This is a genomic window from Sorangiineae bacterium MSr11954 (genome assembly GCA_037157815.1).
In the GTDB taxonomy this organism is placed as follows: Bacteria; Myxococcota_A; Polyangia; order Polyangiales; family Polyangiaceae; genus Pendulispora; species Pendulispora albinea.
The window spans coordinates 11,598,744-11,623,569 of record CP089984.1; the positions used below are offsets into that span (position 1 = coordinate 11,598,744).

The 24,826-nt window shown below is 66.2% G+C and carries 22 protein-coding genes; 13 read left to right on the forward strand and 9 right to left on the reverse strand.

Annotated features, from left to right (window positions below):
* Positions 1 to 61: 61 nt before the first annotated feature.
* Positions 62 to 1,099, reverse strand: coding sequence for a hypothetical protein (locus tag LZC94_45610; protein ID WXB15084.1), 1,038 nt, complete (start codon positions 1,097 to 1,099; stop codon positions 62 to 64).
* Between the two features lie 156 nt (positions 1,100 to 1,255).
* On the opposite strand from LZC94_45610, the gene LZC94_45615 reads away from it, so the two are divergent.
* From LZC94_45615 to LZC94_45625, 3 genes are all read left to right on the forward strand, one after another.
* Positions 1,256 to 1,645 carry a hypothetical protein gene (locus LZC94_45615; protein ID WXB15085.1) on the forward strand — a complete coding sequence of 130 codons (390 nt, stop codon included), beginning with the start codon at positions 1,256 to 1,258 and terminating at the stop codon, positions 1,643 to 1,645.
* On the forward strand, positions 1,642 to 2,184 hold the full coding sequence (locus LZC94_45620) for a MerR family transcriptional regulator (GenBank protein ID WXB15086.1): 543 nt from the start codon (positions 1,642 to 1,644) through the stop codon (positions 2,182 to 2,184). The genes LZC94_45615 and LZC94_45620 overlap by 4 nt, the downstream gene beginning before the upstream one ends.
* A gap of 107 nt (positions 2,185 to 2,291) precedes the next feature.
* The gene (locus tag LZC94_45625; GenBank protein WXB15087.1) at positions 2,292 to 3,545 is read left to right on the forward strand and encodes an acyltransferase; all 1,254 of its coding nucleotides are present in this window, start codon (positions 2,292 to 2,294) and stop codon (positions 3,543 to 3,545) included.
* On the opposite strand, the gene LZC94_45630 is transcribed toward LZC94_45625, so the two are convergent.
* Both LZC94_45630 and LZC94_45635 read right to left on the reverse strand, forming a co-directional pair.
* Positions 3,521 to 4,177 carry an NADPH-dependent F420 reductase gene (locus LZC94_45630; GenBank protein WXB15088.1) on the reverse strand — a complete coding sequence of 219 codons (657 nt, stop codon included), beginning with the start codon at positions 4,175 to 4,177 and terminating at the stop codon, positions 3,521 to 3,523. The genes LZC94_45625 and LZC94_45630 overlap by 25 nt on opposite strands.
* A 65-nt stretch (positions 4,178 to 4,242) precedes the next feature.
* Complete coding sequence (locus LZC94_45635) at positions 4,243 to 5,226, reverse strand: matrixin family metalloprotease (protein ID WXB15089.1); 984 nt, start codon at positions 5,224 to 5,226, stop codon at positions 4,243 to 4,245.
* A 682-nt stretch (positions 5,227 to 5,908) separates the two neighbouring features.
* Here LZC94_45635 and LZC94_45640 point away from each other — a divergent pair.
* From LZC94_45640 to LZC94_45655, 4 genes are all read left to right on the forward strand, one after another.
* Complete coding sequence (locus tag LZC94_45640) at positions 5,909 to 7,264, forward strand: sigma 54-interacting transcriptional regulator (protein ID WXB15090.1); 1,356 nt, start codon at positions 5,909 to 5,911, stop codon at positions 7,262 to 7,264.
* A gap of 570 nt (positions 7,265 to 7,834) precedes the next feature.
* Positions 7,835 to 8,731, forward strand: coding sequence for a dihydrodipicolinate synthase family protein (locus LZC94_45645; protein WXB15091.1), 897 nt, complete (start codon positions 7,835 to 7,837; stop codon positions 8,729 to 8,731).
* Between the two features lie 445 nt (positions 8,732 to 9,176).
* Positions 9,177 to 10,466, forward strand: a complete 1,290-nt coding sequence (locus LZC94_45650; GenBank protein ID WXB15092.1) for a protein kinase — start codon at positions 9,177 to 9,179, stop codon at positions 10,464 to 10,466.
* A gap of 73 nt (positions 10,467 to 10,539) precedes the next feature.
* On the forward strand, positions 10,540 to 10,953 hold the full coding sequence (locus tag LZC94_45655) for a nuclear transport factor 2 family protein (protein WXB15093.1): 414 nt from the start codon (positions 10,540 to 10,542) through the stop codon (positions 10,951 to 10,953).
* Between the two features lie 37 nt (positions 10,954 to 10,990).
* Here the strand turns inward: LZC94_45655 and LZC94_45660 are convergent, their stop codons facing one another.
* Positions 10,991 to 12,763, reverse strand: a complete 1,773-nt coding sequence (locus tag LZC94_45660; protein ID WXB15094.1) for a glycoside hydrolase family 18 protein — start codon at positions 12,761 to 12,763, stop codon at positions 10,991 to 10,993.
* Between LZC94_45660 and LZC94_45665 the strand changes: the two genes are divergently transcribed.
* From LZC94_45665 to LZC94_45675, 3 genes are all read left to right on the forward strand, one after another.
* Complete coding sequence (locus LZC94_45665; GenBank protein ID WXB15095.1) at positions 12,762 to 12,902, forward strand: hypothetical protein; 141 nt, start codon at positions 12,762 to 12,764, stop codon at positions 12,900 to 12,902. The two genes, LZC94_45660 and LZC94_45665, sit on opposite strands and share 2 nt — an antisense overlap.
* A gap of 274 nt (positions 12,903 to 13,176) precedes the next feature.
* Positions 13,177 to 14,691 carry an MFS transporter gene (locus LZC94_45670; GenBank protein ID WXB15096.1) on the forward strand — a complete coding sequence of 505 codons (1,515 nt, stop codon included), beginning with the start codon at positions 13,177 to 13,179 and terminating at the stop codon, positions 14,689 to 14,691.
* An 85-nt stretch (positions 14,692 to 14,776) separates the two neighbouring features.
* On the forward strand, positions 14,777 to 15,166 hold the full coding sequence (locus tag LZC94_45675) for a gamma-glutamylcyclotransferase (GenBank protein WXB15097.1): 390 nt from the start codon (positions 14,777 to 14,779) through the stop codon (positions 15,164 to 15,166).
* A 24-nt stretch (positions 15,167 to 15,190) separates the two neighbouring features.
* Here the strand turns inward: LZC94_45675 and LZC94_45680 are convergent, their stop codons facing one another.
* Together LZC94_45680 and LZC94_45685 are read right to left on the reverse strand one after the other, a co-directional pair.
* Positions 15,191 to 17,689 carry a KAP family NTPase gene (locus tag LZC94_45680; GenBank protein WXB15098.1) on the reverse strand — a complete coding sequence of 833 codons (2,499 nt, stop codon included), beginning with the start codon at positions 17,687 to 17,689 and terminating at the stop codon, positions 15,191 to 15,193.
* 91 nt (positions 17,690 to 17,780) lie between these two features.
* Entirely contained in the window at positions 17,781 to 18,461 is a 681-nt protein-coding gene (locus LZC94_45685) for a hypothetical protein (protein ID WXB15099.1), read from the reverse strand.
* Positions 18,462 to 18,566: 105 nt separating this feature from the next.
* Here LZC94_45685 and LZC94_45690 point away from each other — a divergent pair, with 105 nt between their 5' ends.
* On the forward strand, positions 18,567 to 19,946 hold the full coding sequence (locus LZC94_45690; protein WXB15100.1) for an amidase: 1,380 nt from the start codon (positions 18,567 to 18,569) through the stop codon (positions 19,944 to 19,946).
* Here LZC94_45690 and LZC94_45695 read toward each other — a convergent pair.
* A complete protein-coding gene (locus LZC94_45695; protein ID WXB15101.1) occupies positions 19,916 to 21,142 on the reverse strand; it encodes a DUF6528 family protein in 1,227 nt (408 codons plus the stop codon). The genes LZC94_45690 and LZC94_45695 overlap by 31 nt on opposite strands.
* A gap of 555 nt (positions 21,143 to 21,697) precedes the next feature.
* On the opposite strand from LZC94_45695, the gene LZC94_45700 reads away from it, so the two are divergent.
* Both LZC94_45700 and LZC94_45705 read left to right on the forward strand, forming a co-directional pair.
* Positions 21,698 to 21,922, forward strand: coding sequence for a hypothetical protein (locus LZC94_45700; protein ID WXB15102.1), 225 nt, complete (start codon positions 21,698 to 21,700; stop codon positions 21,920 to 21,922).
* 164 nt (positions 21,923 to 22,086) lie between these two features.
* Positions 22,087 to 22,371 carry a YciI family protein gene (locus LZC94_45705; protein ID WXB15103.1) on the forward strand — a complete coding sequence of 95 codons (285 nt, stop codon included), beginning with the start codon at positions 22,087 to 22,089 and terminating at the stop codon, positions 22,369 to 22,371.
* 6 nt (positions 22,372 to 22,377) lie between these two features.
* Here LZC94_45705 and LZC94_45710 read toward each other — a convergent pair whose 3' ends face one another.
* Positions 22,378 to 24,003 (reverse strand): glycoside hydrolase family 88 protein, encoded by a 1,626-nt coding sequence (locus LZC94_45710; protein ID WXB15104.1) that lies wholly within the window; start codon positions 24,001 to 24,003, stop codon positions 22,378 to 22,380.
* A gap of 31 nt (positions 24,004 to 24,034) precedes the next feature.
* On the reverse strand, positions 24,035 to 24,694 hold the full coding sequence (locus tag LZC94_45715) for a LysE family translocator (GenBank protein WXB15105.1): 660 nt from the start codon (positions 24,692 to 24,694) through the stop codon (positions 24,035 to 24,037).
* Positions 24,695 to 24,826: the final 132 nt, after the last annotated feature.

The following is a 24,826-nucleotide window of genomic DNA, read 5'->3' on the forward strand; positions in this document are numbered from 1 at the left end:
TCCGCCGGAGCCCCATGCTCCGGCGGGAATTCGTGAATGAGCTCGGGTGCTCGAGCGGGTTTCATGCGCCGGGGGCGTTCAAGAGGATCACGTCGTGCGAGCCGCGCGCGAGCGGTACGAGCCCGCGGGCCTTCCCGCTCGGCATGTCGACCACGGACATGGTGCCGTCGTTGGCGTTGTTCACGAACACGGTGTTTCCATCGTCGGTGGCCGCGAGCCCCAGCGGGCCGGCGCCCACTTGGAAGTCGCCGATGACCTTCAAGGTGCGCGCGTCCGTGACGCTCACGCCGCCCGGATGGGGCTTGTCGAAGTTCCAGCCGCTCTTGTCCTTCTTGTAGTTGAAGTGCGTTACCAGGAGCTGCTGGGCGGAGGTCCAGAGGAGCCGGTGCGGTGTGGAGGGCAGCTCCACGCGCGCGATCTCCCGATCCGTATCCGTTCGAATGACGTGGAGAAATGGGCTGCTCCGGTCATTGGCATAGAGAAGGCTCCCGTCGGGCGATACCACCAGATCTTCCGAGCCGGTGGGCATGGGGATGCTCCCGCACATCGCGATTCGGTCCAAATCCAGCACGGACACGTGCGCGGCCTCTTTGTTCCCCGTATACGCCTTGCGGCCGTCCGGAAGGAGCGCGAGCCAATGCGGTCCTGGTGCGCGGGTGGGGATCTTCCCGATGCGCACGAACCCATCGAGATCGTAGACGAGCACGCACCCGCCGTCCGACTCGCAGGTGACATAGAGCCGATCGCGCTTCGTATCGATGATCAAGTCGTGTGGCCCCGCGTCCGGGCTGACGTCCACCGTCGCCGCGATGGCGCACGTGGCGGCGTCGATCACCACGATCTCGCGCCCGTGATCGCCGTGCGCGTCGTAAAATCCGCTCCGGTACGTGATCGCCACGTAAAAGAGCGCTCGCTTTTCGTCATAGACGATCACGTGCGGCTCGGCCGGCGTCTCGATGCGGCGCACCTCCGTCAGCGTCTCCGGATCGACGAGGATGACGTTGTGCGCGAGCTGGTTGCACGTCGCGAGCAGGCGCTGCGGCGACGCGGTGGGGTTCGATTTCGAGGGGTTCTCGGTGAGGGTCGATGCGGTAGGCATGCATCGATTCAAGCGCGCGAAGTCGAGTGCATCCAGTGCATGTTTGGCAATGAATTCGTGCGTTGAACGCACTTTACCGAGGACGGCGCCTGCCGCGCCCGCCGCACGGGGGCGGCGTTTGACCCGTCTACGGGTTCACGGTCTATGGACTCGCTCATGACATTTCATGATCCCCTGGTCCGAGCCTTCGAAGAAGCGTCCATCGATCCGGCGACCTTCCACCATCGCGAGCACCTCTATGTTGCCTGGTGTTATTTGCGCGCGCTTCCACTCGAAGAAGCGCTCGCCCGCTTCGTCCATCACCTGCGCGCGCTCACGGTAGCCCTGGGCGCCCCCGGAAAGTTCCACGCGACCATCACATGGCTCTACGTGGTGCTGCTCGACCAGGCGATGGAGCGCTCGCCGGGCGCGAGCTTCGACGAGCTGCTGGCCGAGAACCCCGCGCTCTTGGACCATCGTGAAGGCGCGCTCCTTTTGCACTACGATCGCGGCCAGCTCGACTCCCCGGAGGCCCGCCGTCGCTTCGTGCTACCAACACGTTCATGAGCGAGTCGATCAGCCGGCTCGGCCGGCGTTTCGGCCTGTCGCGCAGCACGTTGCTGTATTACGACCGCATCGGGCTGCTCTCCCCGTCGGGGCGCTCGTCCGCCGGCTACCGGCTCTACAGCGCCCGCGACGCCAAGCGCCTCGAAGCGATTTGCCGTTACCGCGAGGTGGGGCTCGGCCTCGAGCAGATCCGGGAGCTGCTCGAGGGCGCGACCGGCCGCGCGGCCCAGCTCCTCGAGGCCCGCCTCGATGGGCTCAACCTCGAGATCGAACGGCTTCGTGAGCAGCAGCGCATCATCGTGCGCCTGCTCGCGAACCCCAAGAAGCTGCGCGCCGCGCGCGCCATCGACAAGGAGCGATGGGTCGCCATTCTGCGCGCCGCCGGCCTGGACGACGCGGCGATGGATCGCTGGCACGTGGAGTTCGAGCGCATGTCGCCAAAGGCGCACCAGGATTTCCTCGAATCTCTGGGGCTGCCGAAGTCCGAGATCGCGCGCATCCGCCGCATCGCGACACGGATGGTCGAAAGCGGGCGGTAGGCCTCCGCCCACGGCGGGGCGTTCGAACGAAGAACTCGAATCGCAAACGACGGTGACGGAACGGCGGGCGTCCGCCCAATTCCAAATGCGTCGAGGAGTTCTTCATCATGGCATTGGATGGTCGCCCCGACTCGCTCGGCGCGTCGCAAACATCGCTCGTATCGGTGGCATCCGTCGCATTGGAAAATGCGGGCGCGGCGGCCCCCGAAAACGTTCTTTCCATTCTTGGCAGCCGCCCGGACGAAGCTCCCGCCCCGGCCCGGGCGGCGCGCGGCTACATTCCCACCTTGGATGGGTGGCGCGCGCTGTCCATTCTGGGCGTGATGCTCTGCCACGGCAGGGGGCTCGTCTTTGGACCGGAGGGGACGTACCCGAACCCTCGGCTCTATGCGTGGTTGGAGCACGGTGCCTCCGGTGTCGATGTCTTCTTCGCGATCAGCGGGTATTTGATCTGCACCTTGCTCCTGCGTGAAGAGGCGTTGCACGGCAAAATCGATCTGCGCGGTTTCTATGTGCGTCGCTCGTTTCGCATTCTGCCTCTCTATTTTTGCTATTTGTCGGTCATTGCCAGTTTGACGTGGGCGGGGCCGATCGCCTTGTCGAAGACCGATTGGTGGAGCTGCCTTCTATTCTGGCGAAACTACGAGCTCGCGCGCGATATGGGATCGGGCGGCTGGTACGTGGGGCACTTTTGGTCGCTCTCCGTGGAGGAACAGTTCTATCTGTTCTTCCCCACGCTCCTCGCCATCCTCGGCGGAGCCCGCGCTCGCCGCATCGTCCCGTGGCTCGCGGTGGCCACCACCCTTCTTCACGGGCTGAGCCTTCGCCTCATGCCCACCAGCCACTTCTTGGCGGCGACCCGGATCGATGCGCTGCTCTGGGGATGCACGTACGCCTTCGCGTTTGCGCACGAAGGCGTCCGCGAACGGGCGCGCCGCTGGCTCACCACGCCTTGGCTTTTGGGCATCGGGCTGGCAGACGTGGCGCTGGTGGCCATCGCGTTGGTCGCGATGGCAGGGATATGTGGAAAGCTCCGAGGCGCATCGATGTGGTTACCTGCGACCTTGCCGCTCTTGGTGCTGGGTACCGCGCTGCACCCCGGGAGCCTCCTCGGCCGACTCCTCGAGAGCCGGCTCCTCTGCTGGATCGGCCGCCTCTCGTACAGCCTCTACATTTGGCAGCAGTTGTTTCTCATCGACGCGCCCTCGTCGCGGCTGCCCGTGCTGGAGCCGTTTCAAACGTTTCCCGCGAACGTGGTGGCGGCGTTTCTCCTCGCGATCGCCAGCTACTACGTCATCGAGCGCCCCTTCTTGCGCCTCGGTCGCCGCGTCCTAGGCTACCCCTTGGCCATATCCCGGTAGCGTTTCGCCGCCGCGAGATCCGCGCGCAACTCCTCGGCGGTGCGGCGCGGGCCGTAGCCGGGGGTGTCGCGTTGGATGCGCCAGCTCTCCGAGAGCGGCCCCGCGTCGACGGTGTCGAAGCCGAATTGATCGTGCAAGCGGGTGGCGACCTTCTTGGCCTCGAGGTCGTTGCCCGCGATGACCAGCGCGCGCCGGTCGGCGCTGCCCGCCGGTTGCCCGTGCGTCGTGAGCTCGTGCGCGTAGATGTGGTTGAACGCCTTGACGACCTTGGAGGTCGGCAAGTGGGCTTGGAGCAGCTCCGAGGTGGTGGTCGACTCGTCGTCGAGCTCGGGGATTTGGCCGTCGCGCCCGGGGTAGTAGTTGTTCGTGTCGAGCACGATTTTGCCGGCGAGCGGCTCGACCGGCACCTGCTTGTAGTTCTTGAGGGGCACCGTGACCACCACGATGTCGCCCGCCTTCGCCGCTTCGACGGGCGTGGCCGCGCGGGCTTTCGGCCCGAGCTCCGCGATCAACGCCGACAGCGTCTCCGGGCCGCGCGAGTTGCTGATCACCACGTCATAGCCGTTCTTCACGGCGAGGCGCGCGACTTGGCTGCCGATGTGTCCTGCTCCGATGAGTCCGAGGGTCGTCATGGCGGACAACGATACTCCATGCGGCGCCTTTTGCTGCGCCCACGTCGGCTCATCGATGCCGCCGATCAGGCTCGAGGGCGCGCTCTTCGTGCGACGCCGAACGCCAACGCGACACCGAGCGCGAGGGCGACTCCTGCCTTGCCCGGTTCGCGCCTCGGGAGCGGGCGGATGGCGCATCCATCGTCGCTCGAGACCTCTTCGTGGCACTCGGTGGAGAAGCCATGGCGCGGCTCGGGATCGCACGGCCCGGCGCCGACCGCTCCACCATCGGCGGTGGCGCGGCGGCCGTTTTGCGCGCCCGGCTGGGAGTCCGGCGCGAGGTAGACGCTGCAGATCGCGGCCAGATCGTCGGGCGCCAGGGAGCGCATCGCGGTGGAGCCCTTGTTGTACGAGGTGAACATGGTGGCGTCTTGATCGGCCGAGTGGGCCAGCCCGATGAAGTGCCCGAGCTCGTGGGTGACCACGCTGTCGAAGTCGTAGCCGTCGATCGGAACGGGGTCGTTCGCCGTCAAGGTTCGCTGCGCGGTGTTGAACTCCACGTCGGCGTCGAAGAGCTCACCGGTGTTCGGATCGAAGCCCACCGTGGTCAGACCGAGCACGTTGGCGCTGTCCATGTGCGGCCACGCCTGGTCGCGAAAGACGATGACATTCTGGTTCTTGACGTTGGTCGTTTTGTTGTAACCAACCTCCGAGCAGCTCACCACCGGCAGCTCGCGAAAGCCGATGCTCACGGGATAGGTCTTGCTCGGGTCGGAGAGGAACGGGCACGAGACCCCCGACCATTTCTGGAACGCGTTGGCGATGAGGGTGCGCGCGCGATCGAAGGACATCTGCTTGGTCCCGTCCTTTTGCAGGCTGTAGCCCACGCAGACGTTCGTCCAGTACAGGGGCTTGCCCACCGTGCAGCAGTCGTCGGGCGTGATGGTGCAATTGGCGCGCAGCCCGCCGGTGGTCGTGCGGCAGTAAGCTCCAGCGTTCGTCGGCGCAAAAATCAGCGCACCCGCGACTACGAACGCGCCTGCCAAGTCTGCCGAGCCTTTACGGTGCATGCGAGCGCTCCACGTGACGAGGTGCTCCTGCGTAGACGATGCTCGTCGGGCAGCCCCCCCGTGTAAGCGTCATCTCCCCGACCTTAGCACGCGAGGAACCGGAGGAAAGCGCAGCCCACGGTTCCATGCGTCGAGGACCAAAGAAAGATCAAAAAACGAAGACGAGCCAAGAAGCCAAAGGAAGCCAAGAAAGCAAAAGGAAGCCAAAAATAAGCCAAGAAAGCCAAAACAAGCCAAGGAAGCAGCCAACGAGCAACATGCACTTCGCCGCAATCCGAACTTCGACCATCACCTAAGCAGGATTCGTTCTCGCCCCCGATCCGCGCGGTCTTCGAGGGTCCGCGGTCACACCGGACGGCGGGTGCGCGATCCTCGGGATCGATGATGCGATCTCCGAGATCGCACGGCGTCGTGCGCCGTCATCGCGCCCTCCGGCGCCGCGCGCGATGGAGATTCATACGACTGTACAGTACGGTACCAGGCTGAGGTGAGCTGGCCGTCGACGAGCGAGGTGGCGCGAAAAAGACAACGAGAAAGACAAGGCAAGACAAGGAAAAGACGAGCAAGAACGAGAAAATGCGCGGTGGAACGAGGAGGGACGCGAAGAGCCAACGGCCAAGGGCCGTGTGGCGTCGGAGGCGGCTCGGCATTTCTCGCTTTTGGGCTACATTCGAGTGCACCCATGAGTTCCAACGGGTGGGACATATCCACGATACGTGCACCGCTGATGTCGACCGTCATCGAGGAGAGCTACGCCTTGGTCGTGCTCGATGGCGCGCAGGCGGGTTTGCGCTGCGTCTTCAACGGCACGGTGGGCAGCCGCCTGCTCGTCGGCAAAGGACCGGCGTGCGATCTGCGGCTCGAGGATCCGATGGTCTCGCGAAGGCACGCTGTCTTCGAGATCGGGCCCAAGGGGGTGCGGCTCACGGATCTGGAATCCACCAACGGCACCACCATCAACGGCGTGTCGATCCACGAGGCGTACGTGCGCGATGGGGATCGGGTTCGCGTGGCGCAGACCACCTTGCATCTGCAGCGCGGCGAACCGAAGGCCGTGCCGCTCCCCAAGGACATTCGCTTCGGCCGCATGCTGGGCGCGAGCCCGGTGATGCGCCGGCTCTACCCGCTGTGCCGACGGTTCGCCGAGAGCGAGCTGCCCGTGCTGATCGAGGGCGAGACCGGGACGGGCAAAGAGGTGCTGGCCGAGGCCCTCCACGAGGCGAGCCGCCGCGCCAAGGCTCCGTTCGTGGTCTTCGACTGCACGGCGGTCCCTCCGAACCTCATGGAGTCGACCTTGTTCGGGCACGAACGCGGCTCGTTCACGGGTGCCTTCGCGCCGCGCAAGGGGGTCTTCGAAGAAGCGCACGGCGGTACGCTCTTCATCGACGAGCTCGGCGAGCTCGATCTGCCGCTCCAGCCGAAGCTCCTTCGCGCGCTCGAGCGCGGCGAGGTCCAGCGCGTCGGCTCGAACCAATGGATGCGGGTGGACGTGCGCGTCATTGCTGCCACGCGGCGCGATCTCGATCGCGAGGTGCAGGCCGGGCGGTTTCGGGACGATCTCTTCTTCCGCCTCGCGGTCGGGCGCATCGAGCTGCCCCCGCTGCGCGATCGCACGGGCGACGTGGGGCTTCTGGCGTGCCAGTTCTGGCAAGCGCTCGGCGGCTCGGGGGTCCCGATGCCCGAGGACTTGATTCAGCGCTTCGAAGACTACCGTTGGCCAGGCAACGTTCGCGAGCTTCGCAACGCCGTGGCCCGCGCCCTCGCCCTCGGCGAAACGGCGCTCGCCGCCGAGAACCCGCCGGGCAAGCTCGACGAGCCCCCGCGCGCCCCGGCAGGCAAGGGAGACCTCATCGAGGAGATCCTCGCCACCGAGCTGCCGCTCACCCGCGCGCGCGAGCGCCTGGTGAGCGAGTTCGAACGAAAGTACGTGGAGCGCGTTCTCGCACGCCACGACGGCAATGTGGTGCGCGCCGCCGCCGCCTCGGGCATCGCCCGCCGGTATTTCCAAATCCTTCGGGCGCGCCATACGCGCGGTTGAATCGCCCTGCGTCCCGCCCTGCGAGCTCGGGAAGCTTTGGGCCAGGCTTCAGGTTACCTCCGGATGGGACAGACATCGTTGTCGATGCTCGATCGGCAGACGAAACCCCGAGTCGAGTGGGCGCATGGGATACGGTCGGCCGTCATGTAACCTGCGTAGCTGGCGCGTAACCCGTGTAGCGGTTCGTAACCGCATAGCTGGCACGCCATTGGAAATCGAAGGTCGCATCTCGAAATTTGCGGCCACAAACAAAACGAAGCGGAGCAAGAGAGGTATCATCAAGAAAAGAGTGGCAAGGTCGGGACAGTCCATGATACTGGAAGGCCGTCCGGATGAGTGGATTTGCAGTCGGTGTGCGGACGCACCAGACGTGCGGATACCCTTGCGGAACGGCTGTTGGGCTCCAATAGAAGGAGCGTCCCATGTAGCTGCGCCTCGTCTCTGAACGTCGGCGCGGTTTTTCCACGGGGGCGGGGTTCATCCCAATGGCATCGGCAGCAAAGCGCGTGGGAGTTCGATGTGGAAACGAGTCCTAAAGCCCGCAGTACCAATCGCATTGATTGGAATGGAGTGTTTCCTGCACTCACGACCCCCTTCAATCCCGACCTGAGCATTGATCACGGTCGCCTCTTTGACCACTGCCGCTGGCTAGCGGACTACGGTGTGCGAGGATTGGTGCCGCTGCTCGCGGTCACGGGGGAGGGAACGTCGCTCACCCCGGGGGAAAAGCGCCAGGTGATCGAGACCTGCATGCGCGCCGCCGGAAAGCGCATTCCGGTCATCCCGGCCATCCTGGCCCCCATCACCGGCGAAGCCGTGGCGTTGGCGAAGCACGCGCGCGCCGTGGGCTGTCGGGGGCTGACGGTGGTCGCGCCGTACTTGCCCGACGTGGGGGCCGACGATTGGCGCGAGACCCGCGAGCACGTGAGCTCCGTGATCTCCGCCACGGACTTGCCTTGTATGCTCAACAATGGTTCGAGCCTGCATGGGGCCGACTTCCGGCCCGAACAAATTGCCGAGTTGGCAGCGGCGCACCCCAATCTCGAGGCCGTTAAGGAGTCGAGCATCGATGTGCGGCGCATATCCGCCATTCGCGCCCTATTGGGGAGTCGGCTGCAGGTGCTCGTGGGAATGGACGACGTGCTCGTCGAGGGCATTGGCGCAGGCGCGAGCGGCTGGGTGGCCAGCTTGATGAATGCGCTGCCGGCCGAGTCGATGCACCTTTACCGCTCCGCGTCGTCGGGATTGACGAATAAAGCCGCGGAGCTCAATGATTGGCTCCTTCCGCTTTTGCGCATGGACTCGGCGCCGAAGTTCGTTCAGCTCGCGAAATTGATGCAGGAGAAAATCGGCCGCGGGAGCGCGCGCGTGCGCCCGCCTCGTCTTCCGCTCGAAGGCGACGAGCTGCGCAGGGCTCTCGAGACGGTGGAGCGCGTGCTCTCGGAGCGTCCACGGCTTGGTCCATGACGCTTCGCCGGTGGCGCGTCGCATCAGGTCGGATCGGTCACGTCGGTCGATCGGTCGCATCCAGTTGCATGCGGGTGCATCCCGCCTCTTCGCATTTATGAACGCGGCGATGAGATCGGCTCTTTTGTCGGAAGGCGAGCGGGGCGAGGATCGCACCGAGCGCTCGCTCGTTTACGCGTAACGCGCAGAAACGGTAGAAATCGCCACGACCGAGCGATCGTGTAGCAAATGACACCGCGTGGGATGCGTCGTGACAGTTTTGTTCTGCATCGCGCGCGCAACGAAGCTGGTTTTTCGCGCGCACACGGTGAAACTGCATGGAGACAGCAGAGGCACGTGCGTTGCTCTCTGCCGGCGCACAATGGCTGCACTTCCTTTGGAAAACGCCGACCGGGATGAGCGATACTCCGGGTCGGTTCACCCGTCGGGGCCGCGGTGCTCCGGAGTGTCCGAGGTTGCACCCGGGGTCATGGTCACGGAGAACGTGCAGCTCGAACGCCGCATTGCCCAAGGTGGAATGGGGAGCGTCTGGCTCGCACGGCACGTCGGCCTCGATATGCCGGTGGCCGTGAAGTTCATGTCCGGCTCCGCCTATATGCGCACGCCGCACGCGGCGGAGCGTTTCATGCGCGAGGCCCGCACCGCCGCGCGCATTCACCACCCCAACGTGGTGCAGATCCTCGACTTCGGCTGCTCGCCGCTCGCGCACGGCGCTCCGTACATCGTGATGGAGTACCTCGAGGGGCAGGATCTCGCGCGCTACATCGCCGAGAAAGGGACGTTGCCGCCCGACGAAGTGGCCGCGATCGTTCAGACGGTGGCGCGCGTGCTGGAGAAGGCGCACGAGCTCGGGATCGTTCACCGGGATATCAAACCGGAGAACGTCTTTCTGCAGGGCACCGATCGCATCGTGAAGGTGCTCGACTTCGGGGTGGCGCGCGACGAAAAGGAGACCTCGTGCCGGACCACGGACGAGGGCGAGGTGGTCGGCACGCCGTATTTCATGAGCCCGGAGCGGTTCATCAACCCGCGCGAGGTCGGCTGGCGCGTCGATTGTTGGGCGCTCGCCGTGCTCGCATACGAGGCGCTCGTGGGCCGCATGCCGTTCCGCGGTGACACGCCGGCCGCCATTTATCTGGCGGCCACCCAAGGGCACTACGAGGCGCCCTGCCACGTGCGGCCCGAGCTCCCGCAGGCCGTGGATCGCTGGTTTCGCACCGCCTTTGCGGTGGACCCGACGCGGCGGTTCTCGTCGGCGCGCAGCATGGCCAAGGCCTTCGTTCGCGCCGTCTGCGACGAGCCGGCCGAGTCCGCCCCCGTGCCCGTGCCGGCAAAGCTCTCGGAGCGGCTCATCACCGCGCAACGCCGATGGGATCGGCGCGGCGCGGCGCTCTCCATCGGCTTCATCTCCGCCGTGCTCGGCGCCGCCGTGATGCTGGCGCGCTCGCCCGTGGATGTGTCCGGCGGTGAGACGGCGCTCGCGTCCACCATGACCACGGGCGCGACCGCACCCGCCGGCGAGACGGCGGCCGAAGGTGCCCTCGCCGCCGAGCCGGTGGCGCGCGAAGCGGTGCCGGCCCCGGCTGCGCGCCCGGTCGAGGCCGAGCGGCGCAAGATCGCGGCTCCCTCGCGCGGAACGCGAAGGACCAGCGCCACCCCCATCGACGATCCCGCGCGCCGCGACGCAAGGCACCCCGCGCGCGGCGGAGCGCCCTCGCTGTTCTTCGTTCGCTGAGCTGGACGAACCGGGCGCGCGCACCTAGCTGCACGCGACACACCTAGCTGCACGCGACACGAGGAGAGAGCCCATGGTCGACGATTTGCACGATTTCGAAGCGTTCATGAAGCGGCGCGAGGAAGCATCCCAGGCGTTCGTGCGGGGCGATGGCGCGCCGCTCAACCACCTCGTCGCGCGCATCTCGCCCGCGACGTTCTTCGGTCCGAGGGGCGGCCATGTCAAAGGCGCCGAGAACGTGGCCACCGCCTACGAGCAGGGCGCCCGCGCCTTCACGGACGGCGAAAGCACCCTGGAGACCCTGCACATGGGGGCGAGCCAGGGCCTCGCGTACTGGATCGGCATTCAGCGCGGCACCGCCAAGATGGGCCCCAAGAAGGAGCCCGCGACCTTCAACCTCCGCATCACCGAGGTGTTCCGCCGCGAGGGCAGCGACTGGAAGCTGGTGCATCGCCACGCCGATCCCCACGTGAACGAGATCGAGTGACCGAGCTCCCGCCGTCCGCCCTCGCGCTCGCGTGCGTTCACGGGAGCGCGTCGAGGAAGGGACCGTGGCTGTTCTGGAACTCCCAATTGAAGAAGCGGTCCCAATTGATCGACCACGTCATGAGACCGCGGATGCTCGGTGACGTTCCACCGCGCAACGTATAGCCCCCGCAGCTCTGCCCCCGCGCCAAGCAGTTGAGCGCGCTCTGCACGGCGGCGGGGGTGGTGTAGCCATTGCCCGCGCTGGTCGCCGCCGGGAGGCCGAACGCGATTTGCTCCGGGCGCAGTCCGGGGAAGGTGATCCCCGTGTTGGCCACCGGAAAACCTGCTTTGATCATATCGGTCATGGCGATGTGGAAATCGGCGTTACCGATGTTGTGGTACTGATTGTCGAGCCCCATCACCGGTCCCGAGTTGTAGTCCTGCACGTGCAGCACCGTGAGATCGTTGCGCATGGCGTGGATGACGGGCAGGTACGAGCCGGTGCGGTTGTCGCTGCCGCCCGAGCCGCCGTAGAACTGATATCCAACTTGCACGAAGAACGTCTCCGGCGCCATGGTGAGCACGAACGAAGCGCCGTAGCGCGCCTTCAGGGTCCGCAGCGCCGCGATCAAGTTGACGATGACCGGCGTGGTCGGGTTGCGGAAGTCGGTGTCGCCCGAGTTCAGGAAGAGCGAATGACCCTCGAAGTCGATGTCCAAGCCATCGAGCCCGTACTTGTCGATGATGGCGGACACCGAGCTGACGAACTTGTCGCGGGCGCCGGCGCTGGTGAGCTGCACCTGCCCATTCTGACCGCCGATCGAGATGAGCACCTTCTTGCCCTGCGCCTGCTTGGCGCGGATGGCGGCGGTGAACTCCGCGTCGGTCTCCACGCTCGGGCACTCCGAGGCCGGGCAGCGCGTGAATCGAATATCGCCGGAGGTGACCGAGGTGGGCTCGCCGAATGCCAAGTTGATGATGTCCCAATCGGCCGGCACGTCGGCCATGCGGATGTAGCCCGATCCATTGGCGAAGCTCGCGTGCAAATAGCCAATCAGCGCGTGCTTGGGCAGCCCCGGGTTGACGCAGCCGCTGGTCGTGCCGGTGGCCTCCGTGGTGCGCGGCGACTCGCCCGCGTCGTTGAACGCGGTCACCGCGTAGCTGTGCGTGGAGCAGGCCGCGAGCCCGCTGAGGGTGGTGGAGGTGCCGGTCACCGTGGCGCGCAAGGTGGAGCCCTCGTAAACGCGGTACCCCGTCACCGTGCCGGTGGAGGCGCCCCACGACAAGGCGATCGATGTATCGGTGATGGTGCCGACCGCCGGATTGCCCGGAGCACCCGGCGCCCCGGGGTTGCCGCCGCCCGGCCCGTCGAAGACCACATCGTCCGCGTTGTACGTTCCCTGGCCGAACCAGCCGTGCAAAAAGAGCTGCGCCGTGGTCTGGTTCGCGCCGCTGGTGAACGAGACGTTGAGTTGCGTGTAGCTCGAGGCTGAAGGCGTCCACGTTTGCTGGCCCCCGGTGACCCCGAGGTACACATAGCTGCCTCGAACCCAGGCCGAAATTTTATAAGCCGTATTGGGCACGACCGACACCGTTTGCGTACACTGCCCGATGTCCGACGCGCTGGCGTTGGCGGCCAACGCAAAGCTCCCCGAGTGCACGGGGCTGCTCACCACCGAGCCCCCCGAGCACGACCAGCCGGACAAGGAGCCAGCCTCGAACCCTGGGTTCGTAAGCAGGTTGGCCGCGAACGCCGGCTTGGCGCCGAGAACGAGACCGAGCAAGAGCACGAGCGTGACGATGGCAGCCGACAGCGTGGAGCGTTTCATGGCGATCCTTTGGCGAACGGTGCGGGCGAGTGAACCGGCGCGCGAACGCAAGGAACATTCCGTCGAAATACGAGCGAATTTTTTGCCGGCGCGCCCCTGCTTTATGATCGGATCGATCATGGCCAAGGCGATCGCGTGAGCTGATCGCGTCGATCACGGTCGCATCGGCCCGCTTCGACGCAAGAAAGTCGTGCGGCCGCACGGAAATCGTTTCGAGGCATGTCGGTCGTGCGCGTGCTCGTTCGACATTTCGACGAGGGTCGCGTTGGCCCTCGAAGCATTGGCCCTAGAGGAAAAGTGGTATGCACCCGCCCGATCACGAAGCTCCGTCAGCTGATTCCGCTGATCTCGCTGATTCCGCCGATTCAGGTCATTCGCCCGAGGCCGGCCGGAAGGAATGGATCGGCCTCGCGGTGATCGCGCTTCCCTGCCTGGTTTACTCGATGGATTTGACGGTCCTGAACCTGGCCTTGCCGCGCTTGAGCGCCGAGCTTGCCCCCAGCAGCGCCGAGCTCTTATGGATCATCGATATTTACGGCTTTCTGGTGGCGGGGATGCTCGTCACCATGGGCAACCTGGGCGACCGCATCGGGCGGCGCCGGCTGCTCATGATGGGCGCCGGCGCATTTGCAGCCGCGTCCACCCTGGCCGCCTTCTCCGGCAGCGCGGAAATGCTCATCGCGGCGCGCGCGGTGCTCGGCGTTGCCGGCGCGACCTTGGCGCCGTCGACCCTGTCGCTCATTCGCCATATGTTTCGAGACGCGAATCAACGCACCACGGCCATCGGTATCTGGATTAGCAGCTACTCCATCGGCGGCGCGATTGGTCCTGTCGTCGGTGGCGTGATGCTGCAGCATTTCGGATGGGGTTCGGTCTTTCTCGTGGGCGTGCCCGTCATGGTGCTGCTGCTCGCGCTGGGTCCCTTTCTGCTGCCGGAGTTCCGCGATCCCGAGGCGCGCCCGCTCGATTTCCTCAGCGCCGTCCTCTCGCTCCTTGCCGTGCTCTCGGTGATCTATGGCATGAAGCTGGTGGCGCAGGATGGGATGGGATGGGTCCCCGGGCTCGCGGTGGCCCTGGGGCTCACCGTCGGGGTGCTCTTCGTGCGCCGGCAGCGCACCCTCGCCGATCCGCTCATCGACTTCCGGCTGTTCCGCGCGCCTCAGTTCACCGCGTCCCTGGGCACGTTCATCGTGGGCGCCTTGGTGATGTTCGGCGCGTTCGTCTACATCGGCCAATATTTGCAGCTCGTTCTCGGGCTCTCGCCGCTGGCGGCCGGTCTTTGGACCTTGCCGTGGTCGGGCGGTTTCATCCTCGGCTCCATTTTGGCCCCGGCCATCGTGCGCCGGAGCCGTCCGGTGTTCGTGCTGGCCGGAGGGATGGCGCTGGGGGCCATTGGCTTTGCGATGCTCTCGCGCGCGCCGTCGCTCGGGTTGACCGCCCTGGTGATTGGGATGCTCACCCTTTCGCTCGGGTTTGCCCCGGTGTTTACCTTGGGCACGGATTTGATCGTCGGCGCGGCGCCGCCCGAGCGCGCGGGTGCGGCGGCGGCGCTCTCCGAGACGAGCTCGGAGCTGGGGGGCGCGTTGGGGATCGCCATCCTCGGTAGCATCGGCACGGCCTTTTACCGCCAGGGCATGGCGGATGCTGCGCCCGATGGAATCCGCCCCGAGGTGCTGAAAATCGCGGAGGACACCTTGGGCGGCGCGACCGCCGCAGCCGCGCAGCTCCCCGAGCCCGCCTCCACCTTGCTCCGCGACGCGGCCCGCACGGCGTTCGGCCACGCCTTTCAGATCACCGTGATCATCGCGGCCGTGGTCACCGCGGCCACCGCCATCCTCACCTTGCTCGTGCTGCGGCGCCCGCGGGGTGGTGCCGAAACGGCGGGGGAGGGGACGCCGGCGGTGAATCGACCGCTCGCCGATTCGTGAGCCTCGGCGGTGGCGCGCCCTTGCATCGCGCGCCCTTGCATCGCGCCCCGGCAACGGGCAGATTCTCCGCCGAAAGGAGCGGTTCATGGCACGCATGTTTCTCAATGGCCAAGCGATGGAGGGCGGCTCGGCGCATCATCACCTCAAGGGCGCGCCGCTGGTGATGAAGACCCGCACCGCCCCCGGCTACCGCTTCTTCTCCATCCGAGACACCTTTCCGGGCTTGTTCCCCGATCCCACGGTCAACACGGCCATCGAGGGCGAAGTGTACGAGGTCCCCGACGCGGTCCTGCGCGACGAGCTCCTGCCCAACGAGCCGCCGGAGCTGGAGCTCGGCATCATCAAGCTGGAGGACGGCTCCGCGTCGCTCTCGATGATCCTGCGCCGCGAACAGGTGGCGTCGGGCGCGCACTACGAGATCTCGTCGTTCGGCGGCTGGCGGAAGTACTTGGCGAGCCTCGGCCGCCCGACCTGAGCGCGCGGCGAACCTGCGCCCGCATCACTGCGCGCTCGCCGGCGCAGGCACCCGGATCGACGGCGAGGGCGACTCGGAGGCCGCGCCGTTGGTCGGAGGTGCGCCGTCGGGGGCCATGCGCGAAAAGCCCAAGGCCGACCAAGCGAAGAGCATGCGCGAGACATCGTAATCGGGGGTCATGACCGGCGCGGCGGGCTTGGCCGAATCGACGGATTGGCTCGCGACCGCGCCGAGCCGGAGCAGCGCCAGGAGCTTCGGATGCTGGAACCACTTGGCGGCGGGGGCGTGCTCGCCGTCATCGGCCTGGCCGGTTCCCAGCGCAAAGGCTTGCAACCGCCCGAGGAGCAACGGATCCGCCTCCAGATCGGCCACGAGCGATGGCCAGCGCAGCGCGATGGCCGTGAGCTTCCCGAGCTGCGGCAAGGTCAGGGTGTCGCCGTCGTCGCCTGGGTGCTCGAGCTCCAGGCGACCCGTTTGCCAAGCGAGAAAAGCCCGCAGGCGAAAGAGGTTCAAGAATTGTTTGACCCGGCGCGGGTTGAAGTCGAGCGTCGGCGCCAGGGCCAAGGTGATGTCGTGGATGAGCGGCGAGTCCGTCGACACGGCTGACGCAAAGCGCGCCGTTTCCTGCTCGGTGTGCACCGGCACGGAGCTCGGCGGCGCCAAGGTATCCCGGCTCTTCGCGGTGCGCTCCACCGTGGCCGCGGCAGCTTGCGCCGCGGGCGCAGGCGAGGACGCGGGCAGCGCCGTGGGTCTCCGCGAGCGCGTATCGACGCGATCGATGGAGAGGTTCCACAGCATGAGCCGCGTGTCGGCCTCCGTGGGCCGCGGCAGCGCAAAGGGGAGCTGGATGAACTTCTCGATGAAGTCGAGCCCGAACGCCACGCCGTGCGCCGCATCGAGCTCGCTCGACTTGCCGCACGGCCCCCGCCCCGGCGGCATCGACGACGCGCGCAGGTACGGGAGAACGGGCGCATACTTGGCGGCCACGCCCGCCGCCACCTTCTCCCGGTCCATGCCGATGATGAAGATCAACTTGGGCGTGCACGCCGTCATCAAGTTGATGGCCTGCATCAAGTCCACGGCCGTGGGGACCTCGCACCGATCCAAGTCGTCGATGAAGACGTACACCCGCCTGGGCCCGAGGTACGCGTCCACGATCTTCGCAAAGTCCTTGTGGAACTGATCGAGAAATGTCGAGCGCCCTTCGTAATCGGGCGAGTCGACGTGCTTCTTCAAATCGAACGGCAAGGAGCCGCCCACCAGCCCCTTCACGCGGGTGAGGGTCAACACCGCCAGCCCGAGCGCGCCCGTCCACCCGCCCGCGAGGATGAGCTTTCCCGTGAGCTTCTCCAGCGCCCCGTCGCCCTTCGAGCCCTCCGTCGCGAGGCTTCGCGCAAAGGCCAGCTCGGCCCAGTGCGCGTGGAGCAACTGCACCAAGGCGAGCACGATGAGCACGCCCGCCACCCCGAAGAGAACCGCGCGCAGCACCTCGAGCCGCACATCGCGCCACTTCACGCGCCGGATGAAGAGCAAGAGGTGCCCCCAAAGTCGTTTGAACAAAGTCTGTTGCGCCGCAATCTGGTGCAGGAACTCCACCGCGAAGGTGGCCCACATCTCCTCGTTGTCGGCGTGCCTCCATGCATCGAACCACACCACGAACGGCGTTGGGCCTTTGGACTCCGAGGTCCGTTTCAGCTCCGCCTCCAGCTGCATCATGAACGATGATTTGCCGCTCCCCCACTCGCCCTCGACGCTCATGGTGAGCGGCGGCTTCGTCTCCCGATGCCGCAGAAAATCGGCCACCGCGCGCACGGTGGGGCGAAATCCCAACGAGTCTTCGCGGGTGGCGCTGTCGCTCAAGGTGGAGCGCTGAATCGAAGGGCCCTTGGCCGTATTCGCCGCCGAGGCGTTCGCCGGCTCGACACTCGGCGAGGGCGCGAGGATGCGGCTCCACGCGGCGAAGTCGTCCGGCGCCTCGAGCGCCATCACCCACTGGCTCATTTCGGCCTTGAGCTGGGCGACGTCGAGCTTCAACTCACGAAAGAGCGCCCGCGCCGTCCCCGGCGCGCGATCCGAGCCGCGTGCGGCCGACGGCTCGATCTCGGCTTGGACGATCAGCGCCGCGAGCAGGTGCCGCAGATGCACGCCTTGCAGCGCCGAGGTCTCCACAGCAAGCTCGTGTGCCTTTTGCAGAATGACGGCGGCGGGCTCGCTCGCGGCCCCGGGCTCCGGGGCGTCCGCGCTCAACGCCTCGGTCGCATTGGGAAAGAACGTCTCGCGAACGATGAAATACCGTGCTTCCCCCACGTGCCCGGCCAGATGCCGCCAGAGGAACCGCGCCGCGGTGTCCTCCGGCTCGACACGTCCGGCCTCCGCGAGGCCGAAAAAGAGCGCCGCCGTGGTCAGCCCCGAGCTGCGGCTCGCGGCCAGCCTCCGCGCGAGCACGAGCGCATGCTCCGCGGCCAAGCTGGCGTACATATCGGGTTCCTCGATGTCCTGCGGCGCCTCCTCCTCGCGATTCATCGGTCACCATCATAGCCGTTCATTCGATGTGCCGAAATCATCGAACATAGTTGGGAGATGCCCGAACGCGCCACAGTCTGGCGCAAGGTCGTCAGCGACGGTCGATACCCAGATACGCTTCGATCTCCTGTTTGAAAAAGCGCGCGTGCGATCCGCTCATCAGATCCGACACGAGCTGCTTGCGATCCCCGTTCGCCAATCGCGCGTGCAGGCCATAGACGGTGGTGTAGAACGGCTTGTCGTTCACGGTTCCATCTTCGCGCTCGGTGTCCTCGACGAAGAGGCTCACCAGCTCCGATACGGGAAGATCCGCGGTGGTGATTTGGAATATGCGGGTCGCGCTCCACTGTTTGACCGAAAGGGTCTGGGCGGTGACGACCAGGGTCGTGCGGATGAAGAGCAACCAGAGCGCAATCGCCGTGAGCGCGATTCCAGTGCCCACGAAGACCAAGAAGAATGGCCATCCGAAGTGAAAGGATACCCAGGAGTCGACATCGTCCCTTCCCGGGGGCCGCAGCAGGAACGCGCTAAACAGGTCCCAAACCGAGGCGCCGAACGCCATGAGCCAAAAGCGCCGATCCATCTGCCGGCTGGTCAGCTTCAGGGGCGCGCGAAGCGCGGCGGCAGGATCGCGGTACCCGCCCGCGCCCGGCTGCAACACTTCCCCACCCTCGATCGCGACACCCTTTGGCTTCGGCATGCGATGGCCCGTGCCCGCTCCTTCGTCCTCCGCGCGCGCGATCATCCCTCGTCCGTCGAATCGGTCGCTCACCTGCGCAGCATTCTAACGCACGCGCTAGGTCGAGCCATGTGCGCGCGATTCTTTTTCGCGCCCCCTCGCCACCGCCAAAGGGCTGCGCTAATTCAACGGCGACACATGGAAAATCCCTTGATGAGCGGTGCGGAGCTCGGTCGTGCTTTCGAGTCTGGCACGATCGATCCGGTGGAGGCCCTGGAGCAGTACCTCGCGCGGGCGTCGCAGACGAAGCACGTCTTCATCGCGCGGACCGAGGAGCGCGCGCGCGCCGAGGCCAAGCTCGCCGCCGAGCGGTGGCGCCGCAAGCAGCCCCTGGGGCCCCTGGACGGTGTGCCCATCGCCTGGAAAGATCTGTTCGACGTTCGAGGCACGGTGACCACCGCCGGCGCCGCCGTCTTCACCGACCATCCCCCCGCGACCGAGGACGCCAAGCTGGTGGCGATGGCCGCCCGCGCGGGCCTGGTCTGCCTTGGAAAGACCAACCTGGTTGAATTTGCGTTCTCGGGGATCGGCATCAATCCCCACTTCGGCACCCCGCACAACCCCTTCGACGCGAAGGTCGCCCGCGTGCCCGGCGGTTCCTCCTCCGGCTCGGCGGTGGCCGTCGCCGTCGGCGCGGTGCCCATTTCCATGGGTACGGACACGGCGGGATCCATCCGCATCCCCGCCGCCTTCAACGGCCTGGTCGGCTTCAAATCGTCCAGCCGTCATTACTCGCGCGACGGCGTCTTTCCCCTCTCGCGCACCTTGGACTCCTTGGGCCCGCTGGCCCATACCGTGGAAGACTGCATCCTCCTCGATGCGCTGTTTCACGATGCGCAACCCCCGCGCATTTTGGCCGCCGATCTCGCCCAGCAGCGGTTCGTCGTCGACGAAGTCCTCCTCCACGATCCGCGCGTCGAAGAAGGCGTGCGCAAGAACCTGGAACGCGCCCTCGACGCGCTTCGTGCCCAAGGTGCGCGCATCGAGCACCGCAAGGTCGACGCCCTTCACGAGGTGTGGGCCCTCATCGAGCGCATCGGTTGGATGGCCGCGCCCGAAGCCGTTGCCATCCACGAGAAGCTGCTCGACTCGCCCGACGCCGCTCGCATGGATCCGCGCGTTCGAAAGCGATTGGACGGCGCGCGCGGGTTCCGCGCCAGCGACTACGTGCACCTTCAGTGGGCGCGCGAAAGGCTTATTGCGCAGGTGGGCGAGGAGCTCGGCGGCGCGGTGCTGGTGCTCCCCACCGTGGCCCATGTCGCGCCGGAGCTCGAGCCTCTGGAGCGCGATCTGGACCGCTTCGTCGCGACGAACCTCGCCACCCTGCGGCTCACCATGTTGGGCAGCTTTCTCGATATGCCGGGGGTGGCCCTACCCACCGGCGTCGATGCCGCCGGATTGACCACCAGCGTGCTCGTTTCGGTGCCCAGCGGCCACGACGCGCGGATCCTCTCCGTCGCCTTGGCCGCCGAGCACGCGCTCTCGTCTCAGCGCCCGACCCACCAGCGCGCCTTGTAGATCTGCGCGCCCTTTCGAACGTACGTATCGTGCGCGCCCGCCGGTGTGGCGTGATCGACGTGGTCGTCGCCGTACACCTTGTCCTTCAGGTCGTGATCGCGCGCGATGAGCAATTCCTTGGTAACGGGGTGCCGATCGACGCCCTTGACGTAGTTGCGCGGGCTGATGTTCGGGAGCACCCGGTACGTGTGCGTGGTGCGGTTGAACGAATAGACGTTGTGGGTCGACGAAAAGAGGAGCGTATCGGGGCCGTCGGGCGAGAGATCGTGGCCGTTGCCCGGGACCTTGTAGGCTTTGTCCAAAACGAGCTTGCTGCCATTCAAGCTGTACGAGCCGAGCTGCGTGCCGCCGAGGACCCATAGCCGCTTGCGCGCGCCGTCCCAAACGAGCCCGTGCGCCAAGGGGAAGTTGGTCTTCTCGCACGTTTTGTCGGTGCTCTTCGCGGTGCTGAACACGCAGAGGTAGCCCTTGCTCGAGGCGGTGACGATCTGTTTGCCGGGCAGGGTCTCGATGGCGTGCGGGTTCCCGCCGGGGTAGGCGACGAAGGTCAGCTTTCGGTCCTTGGTGCGCACGATGGCCACCGCGCCGCCCGATGCCGCGAGCAAGAGGGTGCCGTTCTTCTTGAACTTGATGTCGCTCGGGTTGCCGAACTTGCCCCACAGGTTCTTCGGGATCTGGAGCTTGGCATTCTTGCCCGTCCCCGTCTTTGCGTTGTTCGGGCCCCACGACCAGCTCGGGGTGCGGTTGGTCCACGTGAACTCGCCCGCCGGGAAGACCATGATGCGGTCGCCGTGCTGCTCGGTGATCCCGATGTACGGGGTGGCGGCTATCTGGTCCGAGAGCAGCACGCTCGAGGGCGACGGTTCCTCGATCGGCAGGGCCGCGCTTGCCGGTGCGTCGTCGGCGTCCTCGCCCGGGACGTCCTCCGTCTCGGTGCCATCGGCCGCGGCCTCGATGCGCGGAAGGTTCGTCTCGTTGGCGCCGTCGTCGTCGTTGCTGACGACGGACGGATCGTCGGCGTCGCTCTCGGCGTCGTCGCCGGGCGCGGCGCTTTGGTCGATGGAGGTGAGCTCCTGCGCCGTGATCTCGCCCTCGGACGAAGGATCACGGGCTCCGTCGTTCGCGTCGCTCGCGCATCCCGACAGGCCGGTGAGGGTGGTAAGTGCAAGGGTGGTAAGGAGTAAGTGATATTTCATGAGAGACACCGTAATTCACCTTCGACGGCTCGCAAGCATCATTTCGATTTCCAAAATACGATTGTACGAATCGTTCGATGTGAAGGGGCGGATTGTCCCATTCAACGACGGTTGGTCCGCGCGAAGCTACGTTTTTGCCGCGATCGGGCCCCTTGTTCGAACCTCTGAACAATAGCAAAGTTCACTGGTGGCGGCTCGATCCACGAGTCGTGCGTTTGGATGGGAAATGCCGGAGCACACCGCGTGAAACCCGCCAAAACGCGCGCCGCTCATCCATCTTGGGATGCCAGCCGGTCGCTTTGACGACATAAATCGATCCATGAACTTTTTGCTTCGATTCCAGTTTCGCGCGGCCGCCATCCTAGGCGCCACTGGCTTTTGGTGCGATCAGAGCTACGGCACCACCGACGCGAACCAGCCCTACATCATCGCGCGCAACGTGGTCCGCAACAACGACGAGAAGGGCATCTTCTACGAGGTCTCGCACGACGCCGTCATTGCGTCGACGTCCCCGGCTTCGATACCTATCCGTCGCTCGCGGCATTTCGCTCGGCCGTGCCCTCGCTCGAGGGCAACTCGGTCGAGCGCGCCGGGGGGCCGCATCCCTACTTCGTGGACTACGCGGGCAAAAACTTTGCGCAAAACACACGAAGCCGCGACGTTTGGGGCCGCGGCGCGCCGCTCCCGGACCGGGTGCTCGAGGCGGTCTATTGGGGCAACCCCGCACCAACGCAGCCGAGCCCGCGCATGGGTGCCATCGCATGGGCGGGCCATCCGTGATGCCTGGGCCGCGGCGCACGCGTGGAGGTATTCACAGGTATCCGCGCATGGGTGCCATCGCATGGGCGGGCCATCGGTGTGCAAGGTGTACAAATGGAGTTTGTTGACGAAGTCAAATAAATGATTAACAGTGTCATCCATCGGTGAAGCGAGGAGACCAAAGGATGCACTTCGTTCTGTTCTACGACGTCGTGGACGATTACGTGACGAAACGAGCACCGTACCGGGAGGCGCACCTCGCCTTGGTTCGTGCGGCGTACGGGCGGGGTGAGCTGGTCCTCGCGGGTGCGCTGACCGATCCGGCCGACGGTGCGTTGCTCGTCTTTCGCGGAGCCTCGCCGGAGGCCGCCGAGTCGTTCGCCAAACTCGACCCGTATGTGACGAACGGCGTCGTGCGCGCGTGGCGCGTGCGGCAATGGAACACCGTCATCGGTGACGGCATCCCGTGACCCCGGTCACGGCGGGTCGTCGCCGTTGTCGTCGCGTTCACCCTCGCGCTCGCAATCGCAATCGCAATGATGGGCGGCGGCGGCGGCGGCGGCGGCGCGGTACCGGCTCATCGCCTCGAGCAGGTAGTAGTCGCCGTAGATGAGCGAATTGGTGCCGCTTCCCCAAGCCACCGACCCGTTGGCGAGCAGCCCGCGGTGGGGCGAAGGGTCTTTGGCGAGGTAAAGCAGGTTCCCGTCGGGCCCGCGAAAGGTGAGCAAGGACCTTAGAATGTCGCGCGCACCGCGGCGGTAGCGCTCCCGCTTCGACGGCTCGCGTGCGAGCTCGCTCAGCTCGAGCAGCCCGCGCGCGGCGATGGCGGCGGCGGACGAGTCGCGCTCCGTGAACGCGCGCGTGGGCGGCTTGCGATCGCCGTAGACGTGGTCGCCGTTGGCGTCGTTGTACGGGCCCGGAGGTTCGCCCCGCGATGCATCGAAGTCGCTGGGCGGGACGAAATCGCCCTCCCGGTGGTTGAACGGATCGGCGTCGTTGGCGGGCAGGTGCGCGAGGAAGTAATCGGCCGCCCTCTCGGCCGTGCGCAGAAAACGCGCCGTCTCGGCGCGCGGATCGTGCCGCGTGAACCGATGAACGAGCGCAAACCCGTAGATGGCCCACGCTTGACCGCGCGACCAGGTGGTCTCGTTGCCGTAACCCTGGTCGGATATCTTGTCGTAAAGGCGCCCATCGGGCGGTGTGCCAAAGGTGCCATCGCGGTAGCGCGCGATGTGGTACGTGCTCCCGTCGTCTCGGACATTGTCGCGCATCACCGTGGTGGCGTGCGTCACACCGTGCTCGTACCACCGCCGTGCCTCGGCCGAGCGCCGGCCGCGGAGCTGGGCGGCCTCGAAGAGGAGCGGCACGTTCATCATCGAATCGACGTAAACGGGATAAGGCCCCGCCGGCGGATAATCGTCCTCCGCGCGAATCGCGCCCACCGGAATACCGCCTTGGTCGAAGCGCGTATCGAGGGTCCTCGCCGCCTCGAGCAACACCTCGCGCGCATGGGCACGGTAGCCGCCGCTGGGATCGTCGGCGGGGCGGGTCAGGCGAAGGGCTTGCCCAAAGCTCGAGCGAAAGCGGAAGCCGATGTCGTGATCGATCGGTACGTCTTTGATCGCTTCGATGCCCGCGGTCCAGGCGCGGGCGAATTCCAGCAGGTCCCGCGCGCGCGGATGTTCATGGTGCACGAGCCAGAGCGCACCCGGAAAAAAGCCGCTGCGCCAATCCTGAACGCGGCTCGAAATTTGCGGCCTGGAGGCCGGGCGAAAGTCCCACTGCCCGACTTGGGGACCGCTGATGAAGGTGTGCGTTGGATAGTATGTCGCGTAATCCGCAGGATACGCGGCCATCAACGCGCGCACGGTCTCGCGCAGCCGCATGGCCGCAAAGGCAAAGGCGTCGTCGATGGCACGTCGCAGCTGTGCATCGGAGTCGAGGGTGCGGCTGCACCCTTCGCCGTCGTTCGTGGCGCGAAGGGCATTCGCGCTCGGCCGACCCGTAGGTTCATCTGCCTCATACGTATTGGAGCACGCAATCGGCAACAGCGCCGCAAGCGGAAAGACGACGCGCGTGCGCAGCATCGCAATGGAGAGCATGGCTCGCACCTGCGACCCTGCGCGGTCGTCGTCAAGGTCGGGATGTCGGGCCGTCCGCCACCGCCGCATAGGCTCCCAGCGCGACCATGACGCCGCCCGAGGCGATGCGCTGCTGCCGCCGGCGCTGCGCCGATGCCATCAGGCGAGGGCCGAGCCACCCCGCGAGCAAGACCACGGTGAGATCGGAGAGCGAATTGAGGGCGACCGAAATCGCGCCCAGCGAGATGAATTGCGTAAAGACGAACGGGCGGCTCGTGTCCACGAATTGCGGAATGAACGACAAGAAGAAGAGCGCCATCTTTGGATTGAGCACCTCGGTGACGATCCCTTGCCCGAAGGCCCGCCCATGCCCCACCGATCCGCGCGCCGGGCCGGCCGACTCGGTGGCCGCGGCGGCCGCCTGCTCCACGTCGCGCGCGAACATGGTTCGAAGCCCCACGTACACGAGGTACGCGGCGCCCATGTACTTCACCGTATGAAATGCCACCGCCGAGCGCGCCAATATCGCCGACACGCCAAACGCGGCGGCGACGACATGAACCATCCCCCCCACGGCGGTACCCAAGGTCGACGAAATTCCTTCGCGCCTTCCCCCGGCCAACGTGCGTGCCAGAACATAAAGAATTCCAGGTCCGGGAACGAGGGCCAAAACGAGGGCGGCGCTCAGAAAAATCATGAAGCGATGGTCCATGCGACCATTGTTACTCATCGGCCTTTGCACGTGGACGTAAAAGCGGCCGCCCAATCAGGACAAACGCGCCTCGAAGCGTCCTCCGAAGACCGAGCGACGCGTGGACCATCGCCCGTCCTGGAGGGGCGGCAC